This is a genomic window from Micromonospora sp. NPDC049836 (assembly GCF_044465125.1).
Taxonomy (GTDB): domain Bacteria; phylum Actinomycetota; class Actinomycetes; order Mycobacteriales; family Micromonosporaceae; genus Micromonospora.
This window is the reverse complement of record NZ_JBITLH010000003.1, coordinates 42,665-65,036: the sequence shown is the minus strand read 5'-3', so window position 1 is coordinate 65,036 and position 22,372 is coordinate 42,665. Positions and strand designations below refer to the sequence as shown.

Sequence of the window (22,372 nt, the reverse complement as noted above, 5' to 3'; positions counted from 1 at the left end):
GGAGGTGACGGATGTCCAACCACATGGCCGGTGGTGGCATGGGGGGCTGGAGCATGCTCCGGTCGATGCGCAGCCGCGACGAGATCTCCAGCCACCAGCTCAAGCACGGCACCGCGAAGCGGATCGTGGCGTTCGCCCGCCCTTATCGGCGGGACATCGTGATCTTCCTGGTCACCGTGGTGATCGCCGCGGTGATCGGGGTGGCGACCCCGCTGCTCGCCGGCGACGTGATCGACGCGATCGCCGGTGGCGGGTCCAACGCCCGCCAGACCGTGGTCCGGCTCGCGGTGATCATCGCGGTGCTGGCCGTCGCCGACGCGCTCTTCTCGCTGGCCCAGCGCTGGTACTCGGCCCGCATCGGCGAGGGCATCATCCTCGACCTGCGCACCCGGGTCTACGACCACGTCCAGCGGATGCCGTTGCAGTTCTTCACCCGCACCCAGACCGGCGCCCTGGTCAGCCGGCTCAACAACGACGTGCTGGGCGCCCAGCGGGCGTTCACCTCGACCCTGTCCGGCGTGGTCAGCAACGTCATCCAACTGGTGCTCACCGCCGGCGCGATGCTCTTCCTGTCCTGGCAGATCACCGTGCTGGCGCTGGTGCTGCTGCCGATCTTCATCATCCCGGCCCGCCGGGTCGGCCGCCGGCTGGCCGAGATCACCCGCGAGTCGTACAACCTCGACGCCAAGATGAACGCCACGATGACCGAGCGGTTCGGCGTCGCCGGTGCGCTGCTGGTCAAGCTCTTCGGCTCGCCCGAGGTGGAGGCGGCCCGGTTCGCCGGCCGCGCCGAGCGGGTACGCGACATCGGCATCCAGTCCGCGATGTATTCGCGCACCTTCTTCGTGGCCATGCTGCTGGTCGCCTCGCTCGCCCAGGCCCTCACCTACGGCCTCGGCGGCTGGCTCGCGGTCACCGGCGCGGTCAGCGCCGGCACCGTGGTCAAGCTGGCCCTGCTGCTCACCCGGCTCTACGGGCCGCTCACCGCGCTCTCCAACGTCCGGGTCGACGTGATGAGCGCGCTGGTCTCCTTCGACCGGGTCTTCGAGGTCCTCGACCTGCGCCCCGGCATCGCCGAGAAGCCCGACGCCGTGCCGGTGCCCCGGCGCAACGGCCGGGTCGAGTTCCGCGACGTGCGGTTCCGCTACCCGAGCGCCGCCGAGGTGTCGCTGGCCTCGCTGGAGGACGTCGCCGCGCTGGACCGTACCGCCAACGAGCCGGTGCTCAAGGGCGTCTCGTTCAGCGTCGAGCCGGGCCAGATGGTGGCGCTGGTCGGGCCCTCCGGCGCCGGCAAGTCGACGCTGTCCATGCTGATCTCCCGGATCTACGACGTCACCGACGGCCAGGTGCTGGTCGGCGGCGTCGACGTCCGGGACGCCACCCTGGCCTCGCTGCGCGACGAGATCGGCGTGGTCACCCAGGACTCCCACCTGTTCCACGAGACCATCCGGGAGAACCTGCGCTACGCCAAGCCGGACGCCACCGACGACGAGATCTGGGCCGCGCTGGCCGGCGCCCAGGTCGCCGACCTGGTCCGGGCCCTGCCCGACGGGCTGGACACCACGGTCGGCGAGCGGGGCTACCGCTTCTCCGGCGGCGAGAAGCAGCGCATCGCGATCGCCCGGCTGCTGCTCAAGGCCCCGTCGATCGTGATCCTCGACGAGGCGACCGCGCACCTGGATTCGGAGAGCGAGGCGGCGGTGCAGCGGGCGCTCGCCGTGGCGCTGACCGGGCGCACCGCCCTGGTGATCGCGCACCGGCTCTCCACGGTCCGGGACGCCGACCAGATCCTCGTGCTCGACGAGGGGCGGATCGTCGAGCGGGGCCGGCACGACGAGCTGGTCGCGGTCGGCGGCCTGTACGCCGAGCTGTACCGCACCCAGTTCGCGGTCGCCGACTCGCCCGCCCCGTACGTCGAGCCCGACCAGCAGCCCGAGCCGGTGGTCACCACGGTGCCGCTCGGCACGTACGTGGCGCAGGAGGCGCTGCCGCCCGCGGCGGCCAACTGAGCGCGGCGGTGCGGCCGCCCGCCCGTCCGGGCCGGCCGTCGCCACGGCCTCCGCTGCCCGCCGGTCACTGGTCGGCGGGCAGCCTGGTCTCGGCCTGTTCGACCTGGTGGATGAGCTGCTTGAGGCGGGCGATCTCGTCGCGCAGGGCGGCCTGACCGGCGGCGGTGAGGGTGACCCAGGTGCGCGGGCGCCTGCCCTCGTAGCCCTTCTCGATCTGGACCAGCCCGGCCTTCTCCAGCACGGTCAGGTGCTGCCCGAGGTTGCCGGCGGTCAGTTGCAGGGTGGTCCGCAGGAAACCGAACTCGACCTGACGGGCCTGATGCGCGATGGCCATGATGCCGAGCCGGACGCGCTGGTGGACGACGTCGTCGAGGCCGTTGGCGGGGTGGTCGGTCGTCACCTGCGAACCTCGGGGGTCGGCCGGAACAGGGCGAAGGCGGCGGCGCCCAGGAGCAGCACCGCCGCCGGGACGAGCAGGTTGGGCAGGAAGAACCAGGGCGACGACGAGTGGATGACCCGGTTGCCCTGTACCAGGCCGATCGCGAGGAAGCCGAGGGTGTACGCCAGCAGCGCCCAGTGGCGTTCGACCCAGGCGAGCGCCAGCAGTGCCAGCCCGATCGCCGCCAGCGGACCGGTCAGCCCGTTGACGAGCCAGGCGGCGGGCCCGACCTCGGGCGGCGCCGGGTCGGCGGCGGGGTCGGCGGGTGGGGGCAGGAGCGGGTGGAACGTCAACCAGATCGACACCGCCGTCATGAGGACGGCCAGCGCGACGCCGGCCACGACGTAGGGCCGGACGGGCGTGCCGAGACCGCGCGCCCGGGACTGCCTGACGTAGAAGGCCGCGATGGCCGCGTAGGCGAGCAGCAGCGCGACTGTCCAGTAGCCGAGCTCCGCCGGGTTGGGCGCCGGGCAGACCATCTGCCGCGGCCCGGATCGGCAGGCGTCGAAGACGTCGACGTAGGGGGCGTACCGGTAGACGGGTATCGCGAGCAGGGTGATGGTCGCGAAGACCAGCAGCGGGAACCAGGTGCCGCGCTGGGCGGCACGGACCCGGCGGGTCAGGTCACGGACGGTGGCCAGCAGCTCCTGAGGGCCGCTCGCCTGGGGAACGGTTTCGTCTGCCATGAATAGAGCTTTGCATTACAGACCTCTCTGCACAAGAGAAACCCCGACCTGGATACCGCGTGTTACTCCCTCAACCCGGGCGGGGACCAGGCACCTAGTCGGCGGACGCCGCGCGTAGCTCGGCGAAGGCGGCGCCGAGCGTCTCCGGGGTGAAGTGCGCGTTCAACCCGCTGGGGTTGGGCAGCACCCAGAGCCGGGCCGGCCCGAGCGGCTCCGGCTGCGGGCCGAAGCCGGCCTTCGGCCGGGCGAAACCGATCCGGTACGCGGTCACCCCGACCACCGCCACCCAGCGCGGCCGGTACCGCTCGACCTTGCCGGCCAGCAGCGCGGCGCCGGCGACCAGCTCCTCGGCGGTCAGCTCGTCGGCCCGAGCGCTGGCCCGGGCCACCATGTTGGTGATCCCCAGCCCGAGGCGGGGCAGCTCGTCCTGCTCGCTGGGGTGCAGCCGGCGTGGGGTGAAGCCGCCCCGGTGCAGGGCGGGCCAGAACCGGTTGCCGGGTCGGGCGAAGTGCCAGCCGGTGGCCGCCGACCACAGCCCGGGGTTGATCCCGACGAAGAGCACGTCCAGCCCGGGCGCGACGACGTCGGGCAGCAGCTTGTCGGCCGCCGCCGCCAACTGCTCCTTCGTCGGTCGGGGATACCGCCGCGCGGCCGGTTCGGAGGGCACGTCCCCGCTCCGGCGGCGCCCGGCCGCCGTCACAGGCCGCGCAACGCGCCGCCGTCGACCGGCACGGTCACCCCGGTGACGTAGCCGGCGGCGGGGGAGAGCAGGAAGGCGGCCACCCGGCCGAACTCGGCCGGGTCGCCGATGCGGCGCAGCGGGATGGCCGCCTCCGCCTCCGCGCGGCCGCGTTCCGGGTCGCCGCCGGCGGCCAGGAGCTCCCGGTTCCGGTCGGTCATGATCCGGCCGGGCAGCAGGCTGACCACGCGTACCCCGCGCGGGCCGTACTCGTCGGCGACGTCCTTGGCCACGCCGGCCAGACCGGGCCGCAGCCCGTTGGAGATGCCGAGGCCGGGCAGCGGGCTGCGGGCCGAGGTGGAGAGGACCAGCGCGATCGCGCCGCCGTCGGTGAGCGCGGCGGCGACCGTCCGGACGGTACGGACGGTGCCCAGGAAGACCGTCTCGAAGGACTCCCGCCACTGCTCGTCGCTGACCTGGGCGGCGGTGCCGCGGGGCGGGCCGCCGACCGAGATGAGCGCCCCGTCGAGCCGGCCGAACCGCTCCCGGGCCGCCGCCACCAGCCGGTCCGGGGTGCCCGGGTCGGTCAGGTCGGCGGTCAGCCCGACCGCCCGCTCCGGCCCGCCGAGCGCCTCGACGGCCGCAGCGACGCGCTCCGGGGCACGGGCCGAGAGCACCACCCGGGCGCCGTCGGCGACGAGCTGCTCGGCGGTGGCGAAGCCGAGGCCGCCGGAGGCGCCGGTCAGCACGTACACCCGGTCGGCGAGTCCGAGATCCATGACCCGATCCTGCCGTACCCGCCGCGGCCGTGCCAGCGATGTTCAGTGCCGCGCCGGGCGAAGCAGGCGTACCCGACCGGCGACCTGGACCGCGACGGCGCCGCCGGCCTGGGCGACGGCGGGCAGCCGGCGGGGCCGGGGCGCGCGCCGGCCGTCGTAGCGGGCGCCGGCCTCGCGCCCGGCCAGCTCCTCCGCGCCCAGCGGCGGCAGGGTGCCCGCCGCCCGCAGCTCCCGGGCCAGGTCCCAGCCGTCGCGCAGCGAGCCGTTGGTGGGCCGCCCGGCGGCCCACTCGGCGAACCGGCCCGGCCAGCCGGCGCCCAGCCCGGCGGCGAGCAGCGGCCAGTGCCGCGCCACGTCGCCGGCGCGCTTGCGCAGCAGCGCGCGGCGGGCCGCCTCCACCGGCGCCGGGTCGAACCCGGGCGGTAGCGGGCCGCCGGCCACCAGCGCCGCGACGAGCTGCGCCTGCCGGGCGGCGAGGCCGGACGGGTCGCCGCCGGTCACGTGACCACCGGGTAGCCGGACGCGGCCGCGAGCGCGTCCAGTTCGCCGCGCAGCTCGGCGCCGGGCGGGTACCGGCCGTCGCGTTCCAGCAGCAGCGCCGGGGGCCGGTGCCGGGCGCAGAGCGCACCGACCAGGTCGAGCACCTCGGCGGGGACCGGGTCGGTGTGCGTGTCGTGGTAGAAGCCGCCCCGCTCGGCGCCGCCGGCCACATGCACGTAGGCCATCTGCTCCAGCGGCAGCCGGTCCAGCAGCGCGAGCGGGTCGCCGTCCCGGTTGCGGGCGTTGGCGTGCACATTGGCGACGTCGAGCAGCAGCAGGGCGCCGGTGGCGTCGAGGATCTCGGTGAGGAAGTCGGCCTCGTCCAGCTCGTCGTCCGGCCAGTCGAAGAGCGCGGCGATCGGCTCCAGCGCGAGCGGCACCGGCAGCTCGGCCTGGGCGCGCCGCACGTTGGCCACCACCGCGGCGACCGCCTCCCGGCTGCGCGGCAGCGGCAGCAGGTGGCCGGCCTCGACGCCGCCGGCCCGGACGAACGCGATGTGCTCGCTGACCAGCGGCGCGTCCAGCGCGGTGGCCACCCCGGCCAGGTGCGCCACCCGGGCCGGGTCGACCGGTTCGGCCCCACCGAGGGAGAGCTTCACCCCGTGCGGTACGACGGTGACGCCGCGACCGCGCAGCTCGGCGAGGCCGTCGGGCAGCGCCCCGGTCGGGGCGACCGTCTCGGCCACCACCTCGACGAAGCGCAGCCCGGGCAGGCCGGCCACGAACCCGGCGATCTCCGGCCGCCAGCCGATCCCGACGCCGTACGGCCCGGTGCCGGGCTGGTCCGCCGGAGCGGTCGGCCCGCCGGTCATCCGCCGCACCCGCCGCCGCCCCCGCACCCGCCGCCGCCCCCGCAGGAGCTGCCGCCGCCGCATGAGCTGCCGCCCCCGCACGAGCTGCTGCTGCCGCCGGACGAGATGCCGCTGGCGCCGAGCGCCTGCCGCTGGATCTCGGCCTGCTGGGCGAAGCCCGGATCCATCGCCCAGATGGTGGCGGTGCCGAACAGCGCCACGCCCAGCGCCGCCTCGGTCGGGCCGTAGGTCGCGTACGCCGGCGCGGCCGAGGGCCGCAGCCAGGTGTGCTGGCGGCGCAGCTCGCGCAGCGCCCGGTCCGCCGCCCGGGTGCGCCACGGCACCCGGTTGAGCAGCAGGAAGGCGATGAACAGCGGGATCATGGCGAAGATCAGGTAGCCGACGGGCCGGCCGTTCGAGATGCCGGCGAAGGCGCGGACCATGCCGAGCGCCAGCAGCGCGCCGATCAGGACCGCCCCGCGCCGCAGGGCCTTGCGGCGCGCCGGGTCGAGGGCCAGGCCGCGCCGTTCGAGGCCCTCGCGCAGCTGCTGGAGGGCGCGCAGCACCCATTCGTCGTGGCGCAGCTCGCGGGAGTGCACGCCGCGCACGGCGGCGTGGTGGATCGCCTGGTCGAGGGGGGTGACGCCGGCCGGCAGCGGGCCGCCCGTGGTGAGCCGGCGGTCCGGCCGGACGCCCACCGCCCCGGCCCGGCGCAGCCCGCCCAGCGCCGTCCAGACGGCGAGCTGGTCGCCGCCGTTGAGGTAGGCCACCTGCTGCGGCCCGAGCTGCGCGTCCCCGGCGGCCGGATCGCCGGCCAGGGCCCGGATCCGGTACGCGATGGCGCCGACGACCAGCACGGCCGCCACGAGCAGATACCAGCGGAGGAAGACGGGGCCCGGGATGCCCCAGGTGTCACCCGGTGCGGCGAGGACGGCCATGCTCTGCTCCTGTCGCGAGGGGTCGCGGCTCATTGTGGAGCAGCCCTGCCACCGGTGATCAAGCCCGCCGGCCCAGTTATCGGACCGAGACCGGGCGACCGGTCAGTGCCGGCGGACGGCCTCCTCGACGAGGTCGAGCACCCGGCCCAGGTCACCGGCCGGACGTCCCATCGCCAGGTGCAGCACCAAGCCGTCGTACGCCAGCTCCAGGAACTGGGCCAGCACGTCGATCGGCACGTCCTCGCGGAGCACGCCGGCCTCGCGCTGGCGGAGCAGGCGCTCGCGGGTGGCCTCGGCGATGGCCGCGGAGCGTTCCGCCCAGCGCTTGGCGAACGCCGGGTCGGTGCGCAACCGCCGGGAGACCTCCAGCTGGCTGCCGAGCCAGCCGGTGGTGTCCGGGGAGACGGCCCGGGCGAGCAGGTCCCGCATCACCTGGACCAGGCCGTTGCGGGCCACCGTCTCCACCATCACGGCGGCGTCGTCCTCGGCCACGGCGAGGAAGAGCGAGTCCTTGTCGCGGAAGTGGTGGAAGATCGCGCCCCGGGACAGCCCGGTGGCCTCCTCCAGCCGGCGGACGGTGGCGCCCTCGTAGCCGTGCCGGGCGAAACACGCCCGGGCGGCGCCGAGGATCTCCTGCCGGCGCGCGTCGAGCTGGTCCTGACTTACTCTGGGCACACACCGATCGTCGCAGCCGACGAGACCCAATGCAAACCGTACGTACGGCTTGAAACGCGGTTTTCCATGATCCGCCCGCCGGCGCGGGCCGGTCTAGGATCGCCCGGTGACCCAGGCCGCACCCCTTCCCGCCCGCCCGCTGACCGTGGCCGCCGTGCAGGCCACGCCGGTCCCCGGCGACGTCGCCGGCAACGCCGCCCGCGCCGCCGGCCTCGTCGCGCGGGCCGGCGCCGCCCGCGTCGTCGTGCTGCCGGAGCTGTACCTGCCGGCGTACCACCTGCCGGCGCTGGCCGCCGACCCGGCCGGCACCGACGTGCCGGCCGCCCCGGACGGCTCGGTCGCCGACCCGCGGCTGGACCCGCTGCGCGCGGTGGCCCGCGACCGCAGGACGACCGTGGTGGTCGGCGCGGCCGTGCGGCACCCCGACGGGCGGCGCACCATCTCCGCCCTGGTGGTCGACCCCACCGGGGCGGTCCGCGCCGGGTACGACAAGCAGCAGCTCTGGAGCGGCGAGCGCGAGCTGTTCGAGGCGGGCCGGCGGGGCGCCACGCTGCTGATCGACGACTGGCGGTTCGGCCTGGGCATCTGCTACGACGGCTGCTTCCCGGAACACGGGCGGGCCGCCGCCGACGACGGGGCGCACGGCTACCTGTGCCCGAGCGGCTACCTGGCCGGGTCGGCGCACCGCCGCGACCTCTACTACGCCGCCCGGGCCCTGGACAACACCATGTTCGTCGTCTTCGCCAACTGCGTGGACGGCGTCGACCCGTGGCGGTTCAACGGCGGCGCCGCGATCTACGACCCGGAGGGGCGGCCGCTGGCCCGGGGCGCGGACACCGGCGAGGACGTGCTGGTGGCCACCCTCGACCCGGCCGCGCTGGCGGCCACCCGGGCCGCGCACACCATGCTCGGCGACCGGCTGCCCGACCAGGGGCTGCCCCGCGTGGTGCTGCGTGGCTGACGGCGGGGAAGGCCACCGCACACCCTGTCGGTCGCCCGCCTCGGTCCCGTAGGGTGCGCGAGTGCCGTTGCTCCTGCTCGACCTGGACAACACCCTGCTCGACCGCGCGGGGCCGTTCCGTGCCTGGGGAGAGCGGTTCCTGGACGGCATCGGCGCGCCGCCCACCGACATCGACTGGCTGCTCTCCATCGACGCGGACGGACTGACCGACCGGTGGGACGTCGCCGACGCGATCCGGGACCGGTACGGGCCGATCATGTCCGGCATCGACCTGGTCGAGGAGCTGCACGACGGGGTGGTGGCGTACACCCGGCTGGACCCGCTGGTCGCCTGCGCGCTGCGGATCGCCGACGACGCCGGCTGGGTCCCGGTGGTGGTCACCAACGGGGTGGTCCGCCAGCAGGAGGCGAAGATCCGGCGCACCGGCCTGGACCGGTACGTGGCCGACTGGGTGATCTCCGAGGAGGCCGGGGTCAGCAAGCCCAATCCGCGCATCTTCGCGCTCGCCGCCCACCGGGTCCGGATGCCGCTGCGCGGCGCCTGGGTGATCGGGGACAGCCCGGAGGCGGACATCGGCGGGGCGACCGCGGTCGGCCTGCCCAGCGTCTGGCTGCACCGGGGACGGCGCTGGTCGGACACCCGGTTCGCGCCCACCCGCACCGAGGACGGGCTGATCGCGGCGGTGGCGGCCGTGCTGGCCGGCTGAGCGGTACGCCGGCCCCCACGGCCCTGGTGGTCCCGGGGCCTAAATCGGTTGACCCGCGTCGGCGGTCCGGTGAACATGGGGCCGCGCGTGGGCGCAGCCGGGCGGGGCCCGGTCGAGGAGAGGAGGTCGGTCATGGCCGTCTTTGCGGGGTCTTTCCACCTGCCTCCACCAGCCTCGATCGAAGGATCAACCCACCCGTGCGTGAACCAGACCTCCCGGCGCCGCAGCGCCGTGGCCGCGGCAAGAGCCGCTTCGACGACGACGAACCGTACTTCCTGAAGCGGGGCCGGCACGCCGAGCCGGTCCTGCCCGGACCCGACGACGAACCCGATCAGGAGGACCCCTGGTCCTCCTGGGACGCGGCCGTGCACGGGCCCGAACCCCATCCCGGCTGGCTGGTCACCGAGCTGGCGGCCCGGGACACCGAGCTCGGCGTGCTCAAGACCGGCAAGGAGGCGGACGTCCACCTGGTCCGCCGCGCGGTGCCGGGCACCGACCGCTCCTGCCTGCTGGCGGCCAAGCGGTACCGGGACCCCCAGCACCGGCTCTTCCACCGCGACGCCGGCTACCTCGAGGGGCGCCGGGTGCGCCGGTCCCGGGAGATGCGGGCGATGGCCGGGCGGACCGCGTTCGGCCGGCAGATGATCGCCGGGCAGTGGGCGGCCGCCGAGTTCGACGCGCTGGCCCGGCTCTGGGAGCTCGGCGCCGCCTCCGGGCGGATCGCCGTGCCGTACCCGGTGCAGCTGCTCGGCACCGAGCTGATGCTGGAGTTCGTCGGCGACGCCGAGGAGGGGCAGGCCGCGCCGCGGCTGGCCCAGCTCCGACCGGAGCACGCCGAGCTGCGCGACCTGTGGGAGCAAATGGTCGACGCGCTGGTCGTGCTGGCCCGCGCCGGCTACGCCCACGGCGACCTGTCCCCGTACAACCTGCTGGTGCACCGGGGGCGGCTGGTGATGATCGACCTGCCCCAGGTGGTCGACGTGGTGGCCAACCCGCAGGGCCCGGAGTTCCTGGCCCGGGACGTCCGGGTGGTCGCCGGGTGGTTCGCCGCCCGGGGGCTGGCCGCCGCGGCCGCCGACCCGGCCGACCTGACCGGGCTGCTGCTGGAGGAGGCGGGGCTCCGCTGAGCGCGACACGTCCCGGGTGGGCCTCCGCCCACCCGGGACGCCGCCGCCTGATGCCGGCTGCCCGCGGTCGCCGCCGGCTACCGGCCGGCTGCCCGCGGTCGCCGTCTGCTGCCGGCCGCCCGCCCGCGGGCGCAGTCGCCGCCTGTCGCCGGCCGGCGGTCGGGGCTCACTGGAGGTAGCGCTCGACCTCCGGCAGCGGGCGCTCGCCCTGGGCGTCCGGGTCGCCGTGCGCCTGGCGGGCGGCCCGCCGGCGGCGCAGCAGGTCCCAGCACTGGTCGAGGGACTCCTCGAGCGCGCGCAGCCGCTCGCGGGCCTCGTCGTCGGTGCCGGACTCGTGCTCCTGCGCGGCCGCGCGCAGCCGGTGCTCCTCGTCGACGAGTTCGGAGATCCGGTTCAGGATGGTCATGTCGTCCATGCCCCGAAGCTTGGCACAGGGGGCGGGGCCGTGCCCGCGTTCTGCGCCGGGTCGGCGGTGGGGTTCGGATACCCGCTGGCGAGCGCCGCCCGGCCCGGCCCCGCCCGACCTGGGCAACTCGCACCCGGTCACCGTCGGTAACCGGACCGTGCCACCGGCACGCGGTCCCCGCCGCAGACATGGTGTTGGTCGGCCGCCGCGGCCCTGGCCGGGCCCGTCGCCGGGCCCGAGGGCCACCACCTGCGGAAGCCTTCCGGCCGCGCACGTCCCACGAGATCCATTGTCGACTGTGGGAAGGTTCACTGGTGAAATATTTTCCCTTCCCGTCTTCTCCTCTTCTCGTCCGGCTGGCATGCTCGGCGGCAAAGACGTCACGGGCCATCACCGCGTCGCGACTGTGAGTTGATCCGGAGCGGGCGTTCAGCGGACGTTCTCCGCCCGCCGGCTCCGGCCCGACCCGGGGTCGGCGGGCGCCGGTGACCAGCATGGACCGTGCCGCCAGGTTCATGAGGCAGCGTCCGAAGGAGGATCCCGTGCAGGTGACCCATGGCTGAGGCGGCCGCGCCCCCGGACGGGGCCGGCCGACCGCACATCGCACCCCTGCGTCGTACGCTCCGCGGCCTGCTGCGGGATCCGCTCGGCACCCTGGTCGGACTCGCCGACGCGGCGCCGGGCCAGGTCGTCCAGCTCAACCTCGGCACGATCCGCCCCTACCTGGTCGCCGAGCCCGCTCACGTCCAGCACGTGCTGCGGGACAACGCGGCCAACTACACCCGCGCCGGCAACAGCATGATGTGGAAGTCGGTCCGCAAGCTGGCCGGCGACGGCATCCTCTCCGAGGGTCCGGCCTGGGAGGACAGCCGGCGGCGGCTCCAGCCGCACTTCACCGCCAAGCGGATCGACGCCGTGGTCGACGACATGAGCCGGGCGATCAGCGAGGCCGTCGACGAACTGGCCGAGCCGGCCCGCGCGGGCGTCCCGGTCGATGCCGCGACGGAGATCTCCCGGATCATCTGCCAGGCGGTCATCCGGGTCTTCTTCGGTAACAAGATCAGTGTCCCCGACGGCGTCCGGGTGGTGGCCGAGCAGGACACGGTGGCGACCTCGCTCCGGTTCCGGCTGCTCGCCCCGTTCCTGCCGGAGGCCGTGCCGGCCCCGGGGGACCGCGCCTTCCGCCGGGCGGTGCGCAACATCGACGACATCCTGCTGCCGTTGGTGCGCGCCGAGCGGGCCCACCCCGACGGCGGGGACGACATCCTGGCCGCCCTGGCCCGGGCCCGGGACGCGGACGGCCGGGAACTGACCGAGCAGCGGGTCCGCGACGACCTGGTGTCCATGTTCGCCACCACCACGGAAACCACGTACGTGGTGCTCACCTGGCTCTTCCCGCTGCTGGAGCAGCTGCCCGACATCGCCGACCGGCTCTACGCGGAGATCGACCGGGTGGTCGGCCCCGGCGAGGTGATCAGCCGTGAGCAGCTCGGCCAGCTCCAGTACACCCGGATGGTCCTCGACGAGCTGGTCCGGATGTACCCGTCGGGCTGGCTGGTGCCCCGCACCGCCATCGCCGACGACGTCATCGGCGACACCCGGATCCGCGCCGGCGGCACGGTGATCCTCAGCCCGTACGTCACCCAGCGGCTGGCCCGGTTCTGGGAGCGGCCGGACGTCTTCGACCCGGAGCGGTTCGCGCCCGACCGGCCGCGGCGGTCCCACCGGTACGCCTACTACCCGTTCGGCGGCGGTGCCCACCAGTGCATCGGCCAGTACCTGTTCCAACTGGAGGCCCCGCTGATCGTGGCGACGCTGCTGAGCCGGTTCCGCTACCGGCTGCGTACGCCCGGCATGCCGAACCCGCAGCTCGCCGCGTCGCTGCGGCCCCGGGAGCGGGTGCCGCTGCTGCTCACCCCGCACCGGCAACGGGTACCGGCGTGAACGCACCGGCCCTCGCCGGGACCGACGAGCTGCGTGCGGCCGCCGAGCACGGGCGGGTCTGCGCCCTGGCCGCGCAGGGGCAGCGGGAGCTGCAGCGCGGCCTGGCGGCGCACCCCGACCTGTTCGGCGCCGGGCCGTTCGACGCCGCCCTGGCCAGCAGCATCGCCCTGGCGATGGCCTTCAGCGCGCCGTGGTGCACGGCCGCGCAGCTGCGCCTGAGCAACCGGGCGGTGCTCTGGGGCTTCGCGCTGGACTGGCAGGTGGACCACGAGACGACCGCCGCCGCCGACCTCGACCTGCTGGTACGCCGGCAGCGCGCGGTCGCCGGCGGCGCGCCGCCCGACCCGGCGGACCCGCTCGGCGTGTTCCTCGCCGAGCTGCGGGCGGAGCTGGCCGCCGGTCCCGGGTTCGCGGCGGCCAGCGAGGCCTGGCGGGACGCGGTGGACCGGACGCTGGCCGCGATGGCCCGGGAGTGGCACTGGCGCGCCGACGGCCACCGCCCCGCGCTGGCCGACTACCTCGCCAACGCCGACAACCTGGCCTGCACGGTGGTCAACGTGGCGCACTGGGCCGGCGTCGGCGGGCCGGGGGCGCACGCCCACCTCGACCGGCTGGTGACCGCCAGCGACGCGGTGCAACGGGCGCTGCGACTGGTCAACGACCTGGCCAGCTACGAGCGGGACCTGCGCTGGGGCGATCTGAACGCGCTGCTGCTGGTGCCGGACCGGGCGGTCGTCGAGCGGGAACTCGCCGACCAGGTGCGCCGGGCCACCGGCCTCATCGACGAACTGCGCCCGGACGTGCCGCGGGAGGCGACCTACCTCACCCGCCAGCTCGGCTACACCAGCGGGTTCTACCGCTCCACCGACTTCTGGGGCGTCCCGTGAGCGGCCCGGAGCCGGCCGCCGACGCCGCCCCGGCCGAGGCCGCGGCGGCCACCGCCGACGCCGTGTCCCGCCTGGTCGCCGACGTGCTCGCCCGGCCCGCGGGGCGCACCTGCCCGTCCCCGTACGAGACGGCCCGGCTGGTCGCCTCGGCGCCCTGGCTCGGCTACCACGCCGAACGGATCCGCTTCCTGCTGGCCGGCCAGCGCGCCGACGGCGGCTGGGGCGGACCGGAGGGATACGCCCTGGTGCCCACGCTGAGCGTCGTGGACGGGCTGCTGGCGACGCTGGACCGGGACGAGCCGGCCGGCTGGTCCCGGGACGGCGTGCGGCAGGCGATCGACCGGGGGCTGCGCCTGCTGCTGGACCGGTCGGTCGGCCCGTCCGCCTTTCCGCCGCCGGACCTGCCGGCGGGCGACCTGATCGCGCCGGCGCTGGCGGAACGGATCGGCGCGCGCCTGGCCGACCCGCCCGCCGGGCTGGCCGACTGGCGGGGAGCCCGCCCGCCGCTGCCCGCCGGCATGGGACGCGGCCGGCTCGACGCGGTCCGGCGGCTGGTCCGCTCCGGTGCCCCGGTCCCGCAGAAACTGGTCCACGCCCTGGAGGTGCTCGGCCCCGCCGCGACGCGGCTGCGGTCCGTGGCGCCCACCCCGCACGGCGCCGTCGGCGCGTCACCGGCGGCGACCGCCGCCTGGCTCGGCACCCCGGACGGGGACCAGAGCGCCGCCGTCGACTTCCTCGACCAGGTGGTGGCCGACTACCAGGGCCCGGTCCCGTGTGCCACGCCGATCACCGTCTTCGAACGGTCCTGGGTGCTCGGCGCCCTGGCCCGCGCCGGCGTGCCGGCGGCGGTGACCGCCCCGCTCGCCGCCGGCCTGCGGGAGGCCCTCGGTCCCGACGGCGCCGCGACCGGCCCCGGCCTGCCCGCCGACGCCGACACCACCGCGGCGACCCTGTACGCCCTGGCGGCGGCCGGCACCCGGGCCGACCCGTCCGGCCTGTTCCGGTACGACCTGGGCACCCACTTCTGCACCTGGCAGGGGGAGGACGGGGCGTCGGTCAGCACCAACGCGCACGTGCTGGAGGCGCTCGGCCCGGCGGCGGGCGGGACCGACGACCGCGCGGTGTCGGCGGCCCGCCGGGTGACCCGCTGGCTCCTCGACCAGCAGCAGCCGGACGGCTCCTGGTCGGACCGCTGGCACGCCTCCCCCTACTACGCCACCGCCTCGGCGGTGGCGGCCCTGCGCGCGCAGACCGCGCCCGAGGTGGCGCCGGCGCTGCGGCGGGCGGCCGACGGGGTGCTCGGCAGCCAGCACGCCGACGGCTCCTGGGGACGCTGGGGCGGCACGGCCGAGGAGACCGCGTACGCCGTGCAGGTGCTGCTGGCCGCGCCGGCCCGGCCGGAGACGGACGCCGCCCTCGCCCGGGCGGTCGATCACCTGCGGGTGGGTGCGGCCATCCAGCACCCACCACTGTGGCACGACAAGGATCTCTATCATCCGCCGCTGATCGTGCGGGCCGCCGTGCTGGCCGCGCAGAAGCTGGCGGCGGAGCGGCTGCGCCAGGTGGCGCAACTGAGCCCGCCCGTTTCCGCCGTCTCTTGATCGACACTTCTTGAGCGAGGTTCCGGACACTGCTAGCGTGCGCCAGGGCCGGCTTCGAACGTTTCGGCCATCGGCGAACGTCGGTCAGGATCAGCCAGGGACGGTGTGATGGGCTCCCGCACTACACGGTTGCGCACCAAGGTCGTGGCCCTGCTGGTCTCGCTGGCCGCGCTCTGGGCGTTCGCGGCCTGGGTGACCCTCCAGGATGGACTGAACGTGCTCGGCGTGCAGACGCTGGACGCCCAGGTCGCCGAGCCCAGCGAATCGTTGCGTACGGCGTTGCAGGAGGAACGCCGGATGTCGGTGGCGTACCTGGGCCAGCCCTCGCCGAAGCAGGTCGAGCAGTTGCGCGAGCAGCGCCAGCGCAGCGAGGAGCTGGCGACCGCCTTCGTGGCCTCCGCCCGCTCCTGGCGGGCCCGCGCGGCGGCCAGCGACGAGCTGGTGCAGCGGATCGACGAGGTGGCCGACCGGCTGGACTCCCTGGGCCCGGTGCGCGACGAGGTGGCGGCCCGCTCCATCGACCGGGGGGGCGCCGCGGCCGCGTACAGCGGCGTGCTGGACTCGCTCTTCCGGATGTACGCGGCCCTGGGCAAGCTCGACGACGAGAACATCGCCAAGGACACCTCGACCCTCACCCAGCTGGTACGGGTACGCGAGCTGATGTCCCAGGAGGATGCCCTCTACGCCGGCGTGGCGGCGGCCGGCCGGATCACCGAGCAGGAATACATCCTCTTCGCCCGGCTGGTCGGGGCGCAGCGGTTCCTCGCCGGCGAGGCGATCGCCGAGCTGCCCGCCGCCGACCGGGACCGGTACGCGCGGATGACGGCGAGCCCGTCCTTCACCCGGCTGCGGACGCTCGAGGACCGGCTCATGAAGGACGGGCGGCCGGACCGGCCGCTGCCGGTGGCGGCCACCGAGTGGCAGGCGGCCATCACGCCGGCGCTGGACGAGCAGGAAGCCGCGGTGCTGGCCGCCGGCGACGCGCTCGTGGACCGGGCCAAACCGGTGGCCGTCTGGGTGATCATCCGGATGGTGCTCGCCGCCGGCCTCGGCCTCATCGCCGTCATCGCGTCCATCGTGGTCTCGATCACCACGGCCCGGGCGCTGGTCCGGCAGCTGGAGCGGCTGCGCGACGCCGCGTTCCGGCTGGCGAACGAGCAGCTGCCGGGCGTGGTCGAACGGCTCGGCCGGGGCGACGAGGTGGACGTCGCCCGGGAGGCGCCCCCGCTGGAGTTCGGCGCCGACGAGATCGGTCAGGTGGGCCGGGCGTTCAACGTCGTGCAGGAGACCGCGATCCGGACCGCTGTCGAGCAGGCCGAGCTGCGCCGCAGCGTCCGCGAGGTCTTCCTCAGCCTGGCCCGACGGACCCAGGCCCTGGTGCACCGGCAGCTCACCCTCCTCGACGCCATGGAACGCCGGGAGCACGACGCGGAGGAGCTGGAGGACCTGTTCCGCGTCGACCACCTGGCGACCCGGATGCGGCGCAACGCGGAGAACCTGATCGTCCTCTCCGGGTCCACCCCGGGTCGGGCCTGGCGGCGCAACGTGCCCATGGTCGACGTGGTGCGCGGCGCGGTGGCCGAGGTCGAGGACTACACCCGGGTCAAGGTGCTGCCGCTCGGGCCGGTCTCGCTCGCCGGCCGGGCCGTCGGTGACGTCATCCACCTGCTGGCCGAGCTGATCGAGAACGGGCTCTCCTTCTCGCCCCCGCACACCACGGTCGAGGTGCGCGGCCAGCTCGTCGGCAACGGCTTCGCCATCGAGATCGAGGACCGCGGCCTCGGCATGGGCGAGGAGGAACTGTCCGCCGCGAACCACCGCATCGTGGACCGGTCCGAGCTGAACCTCGCCGACGCCGCCCGGCTCGGCCTCTACGTGGTCAGCCGGCTCACCGAGCGGCACGGCGTGAAGGTGCAGCTCAAGGAGTCCGCGTACGGCGGCACCACGGCCGTCGTGCTGATCCCGCGCGAGCTGGTCACCGACAACGGGCCGGACGCGGAGACCTCGGGCGGCTTCCGGGCCGGTGCCGGGACCGGCGGGAGCGCCCCGGCGGCGCCGGGCGCCGAGGCCGGGGCCGGCACGGAGCCGGCGACCGCCACCGGAACCGCCGTCGAGACCGCCGCGGAGACCGGGTCGGACGCCGAGCCGGCGCCGGAGCCGGCCGAGGTGGCGGCCGAGGCGCCCCGGCTCACCCCGTCCGGGCTGCCGGCGCGTGTGCGCCGGCGGCCGGCGCCGGCCGGTACGCCCGCGAGCCCGGCGGTGGCGCCCGACGCTGCCGAGCCGGCGGCGGCGCCCGGCGGGGCCGCCGAGCCGGCGGTGGTGCCCGGGGGTGCCGCCGAGCCGGCGGCGGATGGTGACGCCGACGGGTCGACCGGCTCCGGTCTGCCCGTCCGGGTACGCCAGGCGAGTCTCGCGCCCGAACTGCGCGTCGACACGGCCACCGTGGCGGACGAGCCGGACGAGGACACGGTGCGCCCGCCGGAGCAGGTGCGCCGGATGATGACCTCCTACCAGAGCGGCACCCGGCGCGGGCGCACCGACGCGGCGCGGCTGCTCGGCGGGGCGCACGGCGTCAACGGCGGGCCGGACCCGGGAGACGAACAGGCGACCTGACGGAGACGCCGCGGCGGCGAACCGCAGACGATTACGGCGACACCAACCGGGGAGAAGAGGACGACGAGTGGCGCAGAAGACGGCTTCGAGCGCGGACCTGACCTGGCTGCTGGATGACCTGGTGGGCCGGGTCAAGGCGGCGGAACACGCCGTGGCGCTCTCCACCGACGGCCTGCTGATGGCCTCGTCGCGAGGGCTCAGCCGGGACGACGGCGAGCACCTGGCGGCCATGGCGGCCGGCATCCAGAGCCTGGCCCGGGGCGCCGGCAAGCGTTTCGGCGGCGGCCAGGTGCAGCAGACCATCATCGAGATGCAGTCGTCGTTCCTCTTCGTCACCGCGGCCGGGCGCAACGCCTGCCTGGCCGTGCTGGCGGCCGAGGACGCCGACGTCGGCCTGATCGCCTACGAGATGGCGATGCTGGTCACCCGGGTCGGGCGGTTCGTCGCCTCACCGACCCGGGAACCGTCCGCCGGCGAGAATCCGGCGCGATGACCGGCGGGAGGGAGTCCGCGGCGGACGAGTGGGTGGACGACCACGCCGGTCCGGTGGTCCGCCCGTACGCGGTGACCGGTGGCCGGGCCCGCCCGGTGACCGGCACGTTCGACCTGATCTCCCTGGTCACGGCGACCCGGGCGGACGCGGGCGCGGAGTCCGGGCTGGGGCCCGAGCACGTCGCCATCGTCGCGCTCTGCCAGCGGATCCAGTCGGTGGCGGAGATCGCCGCCCACCTCGACCTGCCGGTGGGCACCGTCCGGGTGCTCCTCGGCGACCTGGTGGCCCGCAGCCTGGTGCAGGTCCGTGAGCCGCGCGCGACCTCCGCCGGCCTTCCCGATGAAAGTGTCTTCGAGGCGGTTATCAATGGACTACGGGCGCTCTGAGCGACCGGCGGGTGCGGCACCGCTGCCCACCGCGATCAAGATCCTGGTCGCCGGGGGCTTCGGCGTCGGCAAGACCACCCTGGTCGGCGCGGTCAGCGAGACCCGCCCGCTGCGGACCGAGGAGGTGCTGACCGAGACCGGCGTCGGCATCGACGACCTGTCCGGGGTGGAGGGCAAGTCGACCACCACGGTGGCGATGGACTTCGGCCGGATCACCATCAGCGACGACCTGGTGGTCTACCTGTTCGGCACGCCGGGCCAGGACCGGTTCTGGTTCGTCTGGGACGAGCTGGCGCTCGGCGCGATCGGCGCCGTGGTGCTCGCCGACACCCGCCGGCTGGCCGACTGCTTCCCGTCGATCGACTACTTCGAGGGGCGTGGCACCCCGTTCGTGGTCGCCGTGAACTGCTTCGAGGGCGCCCGGAACTACCGGCTCGACGAGGTGCAGGCGGCGCTCGACCTCGACCCGGGCGTACCGGTGGTGCTCTGTGACGCGCGGGAACGCGAGTCGGCCAAGGAGGTGCTGGTCACGCTGCTGGAGCACGCCATGAAGCTGCGCGAGGCGCGCCGCCGGGCCGCCGAGGACTGATCCGCGGCACCGCCGGCGGGGCGGTGGCGGCCGGGCAACCATGGCAGTGTGTCCGGCATGACCGAGGTGAGCGTCTACCGGGTCGTCACCCAGCAGATGCGCAAGAGCCTGCTGACCTAGGGGCGGGGCTCAGAGGCGGGTGGCGGTCCGGACCAGGTCGGCCAGCGCCCGGGACCGGCTGTGCGGCGGCCAGGCGATCACGGTGGTCACCGAGGGCGCGTCCAGCACCGGCACGGCGGCCACGTCCGGCCGCAGGAGGGACCGGCACGACTCCGGCAGCACCACCGAGGTACGCCCGAGCGCGACCAGTTGGAGCAGCTGGGCGTGGTCCCGGACCTCGGGGCCCGGACCGGGCGGATACGACCCGTCGGACCGGGGCCACCGCGGCATCGGCAGGTCGGGCAGCTTCGCCACCTCGGCCATCCGCAGGTGTGGCCGGTGGGCCAGCGGATGCCCGGCCGGCAGGATCACCACCTGCTGCTCGGTGATCAGTTCCTCGGTGTCCAGCCCGGTGGTCGAGTCGAACGGCCGGTGCAGCAGCGCCACGTCGGCGCGCCCGTCGCGCAGCAGCCGCTCCTGCTCGCCGATGCCGCACAGCAGCACCTCGACGGGGACGGCGTCCGGCTCGGCGGCGTACGCGTCGAGCAGCTTCGGCAGCAGCTCGCTCGATGCCCCCGCCTTCGTCGCCAGCACCAGCCCCGCGCCGCCGTTCGCGGCCTGACCGGCGCGGCGGGTACGGCGGTCGGCGGCCGCCACGGCGTCGAGCGCGGCCCGGCCCTCCCGCAGCAGCACCGACCCGGCCGGGGTCAGCGCGACGCTGCGGCTGTCCCGTTCCAGCAGGGTCACCCCGAGCCGCCGCTCGAGCTGCCGGATCGCCCGGGACAGCGGCGGCTGGGCGATGCCCAGGCGGCGCGCGGCGCGGCTGAAGTGCAGTTCCTCGGCCACCGCCACGAAGTAGCGCAACTCGCGGGTCTCCACCCGGCAACCCTACCCCTGGGCGATACCGTCCGGGTATCGCACGCTACCGAAGCGGTGTTGGCGGCCGGTACGCCGCGCGGACAGCATCGACACCATGAGCGAACGGACGATCGCGCTGGTGACCGGCGCGAACAAGGGGATCGGGTACGAGATCGCGGCCGGCCTGGGGGCGCTCGGCTGGCGGGTAGGTGTGGGCGCGCGGGACGAGCAGCGCCGGGAGGCGGCCGTGGCGAAGCTGCGCGCGGACGGCGTGGACGCGTTCGGCGTACCGCTGGACGTGACCGACGACGCGAGCGTGGCCGCCGCCGCGCGGCTGCTGGAGACCGAGGCCGGCGGTCTCGACGTGCTGGTGAACAACGCGGGCGTGACCGGCGGCGGGCGGCAGCGCCCCGGTGACGTCGACCTGGCGACCGTGCGGACGGCCGTGGAGGTGAACGTGATCGGCGTGGTCCGGGTCACCGAGGCGATGCTGCCGCTGCTGCGCCGCTCGGCGTCGCCGCGGATCGTCAACATGTCCAGCGGCGTCGGCTCGCTGGCCCGGCAGAGCGCCTCGGAAGGCGAACACCAGACCGGGCCGCTGTCCGTGGCGTACTCGCCGTCGAAGTCCATGCTCAACGCGGTGACCATCCAGTACGCGCGGGCGCTTGCCGACACGAACATCCTGATCAACGCCGGCTGCCCGGGGTTCACCGCGACCGACCTGAACGGCTTCCGGGGCGTGCGGACCCCGCAGCAGGGCGCGGCGATCGCGATCCATCTGGCGACGCTGCCCGACGACGGGCCGACCGGCGGGTACTTCGAGGACGCGGGTGTGATCCCGTGGTGAGCGGGGCTGGTCAGCACCACAGCACCGGGTTGCCGGTGGCCACCGCCGCGGCGCACAGCCGGCGCAGCGGCTCCACGAGGTAGGCGAAGTCGTCGCCCGACCGGCTCCGGGTCCGTACCGCGAGCCGCTCGGGCGGCGGCTCGCCGTGCTCGCCCACCGGTCGCATCGTCAGGACCGTCCGTGCCCCGCCGACGGTGAACTCCACCCGGTCGCCGGGCAGCGGCCGCTGGGTGAACCGGCTGGCCCGGAACAGCGTGGCCGGCGGGTCGGCGCGGTCGAGGACGAAGAAGCCGTCCGGGTCGACGCCGGCCTGGAAGCCCGGGCCGAACATGAACACCCCGTGGTAGCTCTCGACGTACTGCATCAGCACCCGGCCGGTCGCCTCGTCGATCAGCTCCACCTCGTCCGCGAGCCGGTCGGCGCGGGCGAACGCGTCCAGCTCGGCGAGCGCTACCGCCGCCCGGTCGGCCGGCAACGAGCCGCCGTTGACGCCCGGGAGCGCGGTGGCGAGCGTCGGGAAGCGCTCCGTGCCCGCGGTGCGCAGCGCCTGCTGGAACAGCCGTACGCCGGCCCAGTTGGACACGTGCTCGGTCGCCTGCTCCATGGCCTGGTGCGGGCACGCGCCCTTCAGCCAGGCGTCGAACGTGGCGTGTGCGGCCTGGTTGCCCTTCCACGGCCGCAACAGCGCGAGCCAGCCGTCCTCGTCGTAGCCGACCGGGCCGACCGGGCACGGCGTGGCGAGGCCGTCCTGCCAGCACCGGCAGTACACGAACGCGTCGAGTCCCACGCCGGCACGCTACCGGCGCCCGCCCGGCGGTGCGTCCCGGTTTCCGGCGGCTCAGGTGACCGCGAGCGTCGGACCCCCGTGCCATCATCGGCGGATGGCCAGCGAATCCCGACACCTCAGCGTCCCCATCGACCGCCCGGTCGCGGAGGTCTACGCCTTCGCCGCCGACCCGGCGAACCTGTCCCGCTGGGCGCCGGGCCTCGGCGGCTCGGTGATCCGGGTCGACGGCCAGTGGTTCGTCGACACCCCCGAGGGGCGGGCTCGGCTGACGTTCGCGCCGGCCAACGAGTACGGGGTGCTCGACCACGAGGTGCTGACGCCGTCGGGCGAGACGGTGTACGTGCCGTTGCGCGCCATCGCCGACGGCGACGCCACCGAGGTGGTGTTCAGCCTGCGGCGGATGCCCGGCATGAGCGACGCGGACTTCGACCGGGACACCGCGCTCGTCGAGGCCGACCTGGCCCGGCTCAAGGCCGTGCTGGAGTCGGCGGAGCTGTGACCGGTGGCTTCGGGCCGCGAGCGCGCGGTGGGG

24 protein-coding genes are annotated in these 22,372 nt (G+C 75.2%); 13 read left to right on the top strand and 11 right to left on the bottom strand.

The window, feature by feature from the left end; genetic code table 11:
* Nucleotides 1–23 precede the first annotated feature (23 nt).
* Entirely contained in the window at nucleotides 24–2,009 is a 1,986-nt protein-coding gene (locus ACIBPB_RS08230; RefSeq protein WP_396839474.1) for an ABC transporter ATP-binding protein, read from the top strand.
* A 64-nt stretch (nucleotides 2,010–2,073) separates the two neighbouring features.
* Here ACIBPB_RS08230 and ACIBPB_RS08225 read toward each other — a convergent pair whose 3' ends face one another.
* The 8 genes from ACIBPB_RS08225 to ACIBPB_RS08190 form a co-directional block, all read right to left on the bottom strand.
* A complete protein-coding gene (locus tag ACIBPB_RS08225; RefSeq protein ID WP_396838892.1) occupies nucleotides 2,074–2,409 on the bottom strand; it encodes a winged helix-turn-helix domain-containing protein in 336 nt (111 codons plus the stop codon).
* The gene (locus ACIBPB_RS08220; RefSeq protein ID WP_396838891.1) at nucleotides 2,406–3,134 is read right to left on the bottom strand and encodes a hypothetical protein; all 729 of its coding nucleotides are present in this window, start codon (nucleotides 3,132–3,134) and stop codon (nucleotides 2,406–2,408) included. The genes ACIBPB_RS08225 and ACIBPB_RS08220 overlap by 4 nt, the downstream gene beginning before the upstream one ends.
* Before the next feature lie 94 nt (nucleotides 3,135–3,228).
* Nucleotides 3,229–3,801: a G/U mismatch-specific DNA glycosylase gene (gene mug / locus ACIBPB_RS08215; RefSeq protein ID WP_396838890.1), complete on the bottom strand. Its 573-nt coding sequence runs from the start codon at nucleotides 3,799–3,801 to the stop codon at nucleotides 3,229–3,231.
* 29 nt (nucleotides 3,802–3,830) lie between these two features.
* Nucleotides 3,831–4,592 carry an SDR family oxidoreductase gene (locus ACIBPB_RS08210; protein WP_396838889.1) on the bottom strand — a complete coding sequence of 254 codons (762 nt, stop codon included), beginning with the start codon at nucleotides 4,590–4,592 and terminating at the stop codon, nucleotides 3,831–3,833.
* 42 nt (nucleotides 4,593–4,634) lie between these two features.
* On the bottom strand, nucleotides 4,635–5,093 hold the full coding sequence (locus tag ACIBPB_RS08205; protein WP_396838888.1) for a hypothetical protein: 459 nt from the start codon (nucleotides 5,091–5,093) through the stop codon (nucleotides 4,635–4,637).
* A complete protein-coding gene (locus ACIBPB_RS08200; protein WP_396838887.1) occupies nucleotides 5,090–5,944 on the bottom strand; it encodes a DUF692 domain-containing protein in 855 nt (284 codons plus the stop codon). Before ACIBPB_RS08200 ends, ACIBPB_RS08205 begins: the two co-directional genes overlap by 4 nt.
* Complete coding sequence (locus ACIBPB_RS08195) at nucleotides 5,941–6,861, bottom strand: TIGR04222 domain-containing membrane protein (protein WP_396838886.1); 921 nt, start codon at nucleotides 6,859–6,861, stop codon at nucleotides 5,941–5,943. Before ACIBPB_RS08195 ends, ACIBPB_RS08200 begins: the two co-directional genes overlap by 4 nt.
* A 102-nt stretch (nucleotides 6,862–6,963) precedes the next feature.
* Nucleotides 6,964–7,536 (bottom strand): helix-turn-helix domain-containing protein, encoded by a 573-nt coding sequence (locus tag ACIBPB_RS08190; protein ID WP_357323226.1) that lies wholly within the window; start codon nucleotides 7,534–7,536, stop codon nucleotides 6,964–6,966.
* Between the two features lie 106 nt (nucleotides 7,537–7,642).
* Here ACIBPB_RS08190 and ACIBPB_RS08185 point away from each other — a divergent pair, with 106 nt between their 5' ends.
* The 3 genes from ACIBPB_RS08185 to ACIBPB_RS08175 all read left to right on the top strand — a co-directional run bounded on the left by ACIBPB_RS08185 (nucleotide 7,643) and on the right by ACIBPB_RS08175 (nucleotide 10,330).
* On the top strand, nucleotides 7,643–8,497 hold the full coding sequence (locus ACIBPB_RS08185) for a carbon-nitrogen hydrolase family protein (protein ID WP_396838885.1): 855 nt from the start codon (nucleotides 7,643–7,645) through the stop codon (nucleotides 8,495–8,497).
* Nucleotides 8,498–8,558: 61 nt separating this feature from the next.
* Nucleotides 8,559–9,203 carry an HAD-IA family hydrolase gene (locus ACIBPB_RS08180; RefSeq protein WP_396838884.1) on the top strand — a complete coding sequence of 215 codons (645 nt, stop codon included), beginning with the start codon at nucleotides 8,559–8,561 and terminating at the stop codon, nucleotides 9,201–9,203.
* A 197-nt stretch (nucleotides 9,204–9,400) separates the two neighbouring features.
* Nucleotides 9,401–10,330 (top strand): serine protein kinase RIO, encoded by a 930-nt coding sequence (locus ACIBPB_RS08175; protein ID WP_396838882.1) that lies wholly within the window; start codon nucleotides 9,401–9,403, stop codon nucleotides 10,328–10,330.
* A gap of 166 nt (nucleotides 10,331–10,496) precedes the next feature.
* On the opposite strand, the gene ACIBPB_RS08170 is transcribed toward ACIBPB_RS08175, so the two are convergent.
* Nucleotides 10,497–10,745, bottom strand: coding sequence for a DUF2630 family protein (locus ACIBPB_RS08170; RefSeq protein WP_357323237.1), 249 nt, complete (start codon nucleotides 10,743–10,745; stop codon nucleotides 10,497–10,499).
* A 546-nt stretch (nucleotides 10,746–11,291) separates the two neighbouring features.
* On the opposite strand from ACIBPB_RS08170, the gene ACIBPB_RS08165 reads away from it, so the two are divergent.
* The 7 genes from ACIBPB_RS08165 to ACIBPB_RS08135 all read left to right on the top strand — a co-directional run bounded on the left by ACIBPB_RS08165 (nucleotide 11,292) and on the right by ACIBPB_RS08135 (nucleotide 19,249).
* Nucleotides 11,292–12,680, top strand: coding sequence for a cytochrome P450 (locus ACIBPB_RS08165; protein WP_396838881.1), 1,389 nt, complete (start codon nucleotides 11,292–11,294; stop codon nucleotides 12,678–12,680).
* On the top strand, nucleotides 12,677–13,567 hold the full coding sequence (locus ACIBPB_RS08160; RefSeq protein WP_396838880.1) for a terpene synthase family protein: 891 nt from the start codon (nucleotides 12,677–12,679) through the stop codon (nucleotides 13,565–13,567). Before ACIBPB_RS08165 ends, ACIBPB_RS08160 begins: the two co-directional genes overlap by 4 nt.
* Entirely contained in the window at nucleotides 13,564–15,168 is a 1,605-nt protein-coding gene (locus ACIBPB_RS08155) for a prenyltransferase/squalene oxidase repeat-containing protein (protein ID WP_396838879.1), read from the top strand. The genes ACIBPB_RS08160 and ACIBPB_RS08155 overlap by 4 nt, the downstream gene beginning before the upstream one ends.
* 108 nt (nucleotides 15,169–15,276) lie before the next feature.
* On the top strand, nucleotides 15,277–17,781 hold the full coding sequence (locus tag ACIBPB_RS08150; protein ID WP_396838878.1) for a nitrate- and nitrite sensing domain-containing protein: 2,505 nt from the start codon (nucleotides 15,277–15,279) through the stop codon (nucleotides 17,779–17,781).
* Between the two features lie 67 nt (nucleotides 17,782–17,848).
* Complete coding sequence (locus tag ACIBPB_RS08145) at nucleotides 17,849–18,274, top strand: roadblock/LC7 domain-containing protein (RefSeq protein ID WP_046563370.1); 426 nt, start codon at nucleotides 17,849–17,851, stop codon at nucleotides 18,272–18,274.
* On the top strand, nucleotides 18,271–18,660 hold the full coding sequence (locus ACIBPB_RS08140; protein WP_357323253.1) for a DUF742 domain-containing protein: 390 nt from the start codon (nucleotides 18,271–18,273) through the stop codon (nucleotides 18,658–18,660). Before ACIBPB_RS08145 ends, ACIBPB_RS08140 begins: the two co-directional genes overlap by 4 nt.
* Nucleotides 18,641–19,249, top strand: coding sequence for an ATP/GTP-binding protein (locus ACIBPB_RS08135; RefSeq protein ID WP_046563368.1), 609 nt, complete (start codon nucleotides 18,641–18,643; stop codon nucleotides 19,247–19,249). The genes ACIBPB_RS08140 and ACIBPB_RS08135 overlap by 20 nt, the downstream gene beginning before the upstream one ends.
* Before the next feature lie 129 nt (nucleotides 19,250–19,378).
* Here ACIBPB_RS08135 and ACIBPB_RS08130 read toward each other — a convergent pair whose 3' ends face one another.
* Nucleotides 19,379–20,227: a LysR family transcriptional regulator gene (locus ACIBPB_RS08130; protein WP_396838877.1), complete on the bottom strand. Its 849-nt coding sequence runs from the start codon at nucleotides 20,225–20,227 to the stop codon at nucleotides 19,379–19,381.
* 94 nt (nucleotides 20,228–20,321) lie between these two features.
* Between ACIBPB_RS08130 and ACIBPB_RS08125 the strand changes: the two genes are divergently transcribed.
* Nucleotides 20,322–21,053 (top strand): SDR family oxidoreductase, encoded by a 732-nt coding sequence (locus ACIBPB_RS08125; RefSeq protein ID WP_396838876.1) that lies wholly within the window; start codon nucleotides 20,322–20,324, stop codon nucleotides 21,051–21,053.
* A 10-nt stretch (nucleotides 21,054–21,063) separates the two neighbouring features.
* On the opposite strand, the gene ACIBPB_RS08120 is transcribed toward ACIBPB_RS08125, so the two are convergent.
* Nucleotides 21,064–21,840 (bottom strand): hypothetical protein, encoded by a 777-nt coding sequence (locus ACIBPB_RS08120; protein WP_396838875.1) that lies wholly within the window; start codon nucleotides 21,838–21,840, stop codon nucleotides 21,064–21,066.
* 94 nt (nucleotides 21,841–21,934) lie between these two features.
* Between ACIBPB_RS08120 and ACIBPB_RS08115 the strand changes: the two genes are divergently transcribed.
* Nucleotides 21,935–22,339, top strand: a complete 405-nt coding sequence (locus tag ACIBPB_RS08115) for an SRPBCC family protein (RefSeq protein ID WP_396838874.1) — start codon at nucleotides 21,935–21,937, stop codon at nucleotides 22,337–22,339.
* Nucleotides 22,340–22,372 lie beyond the last annotated feature (33 nt).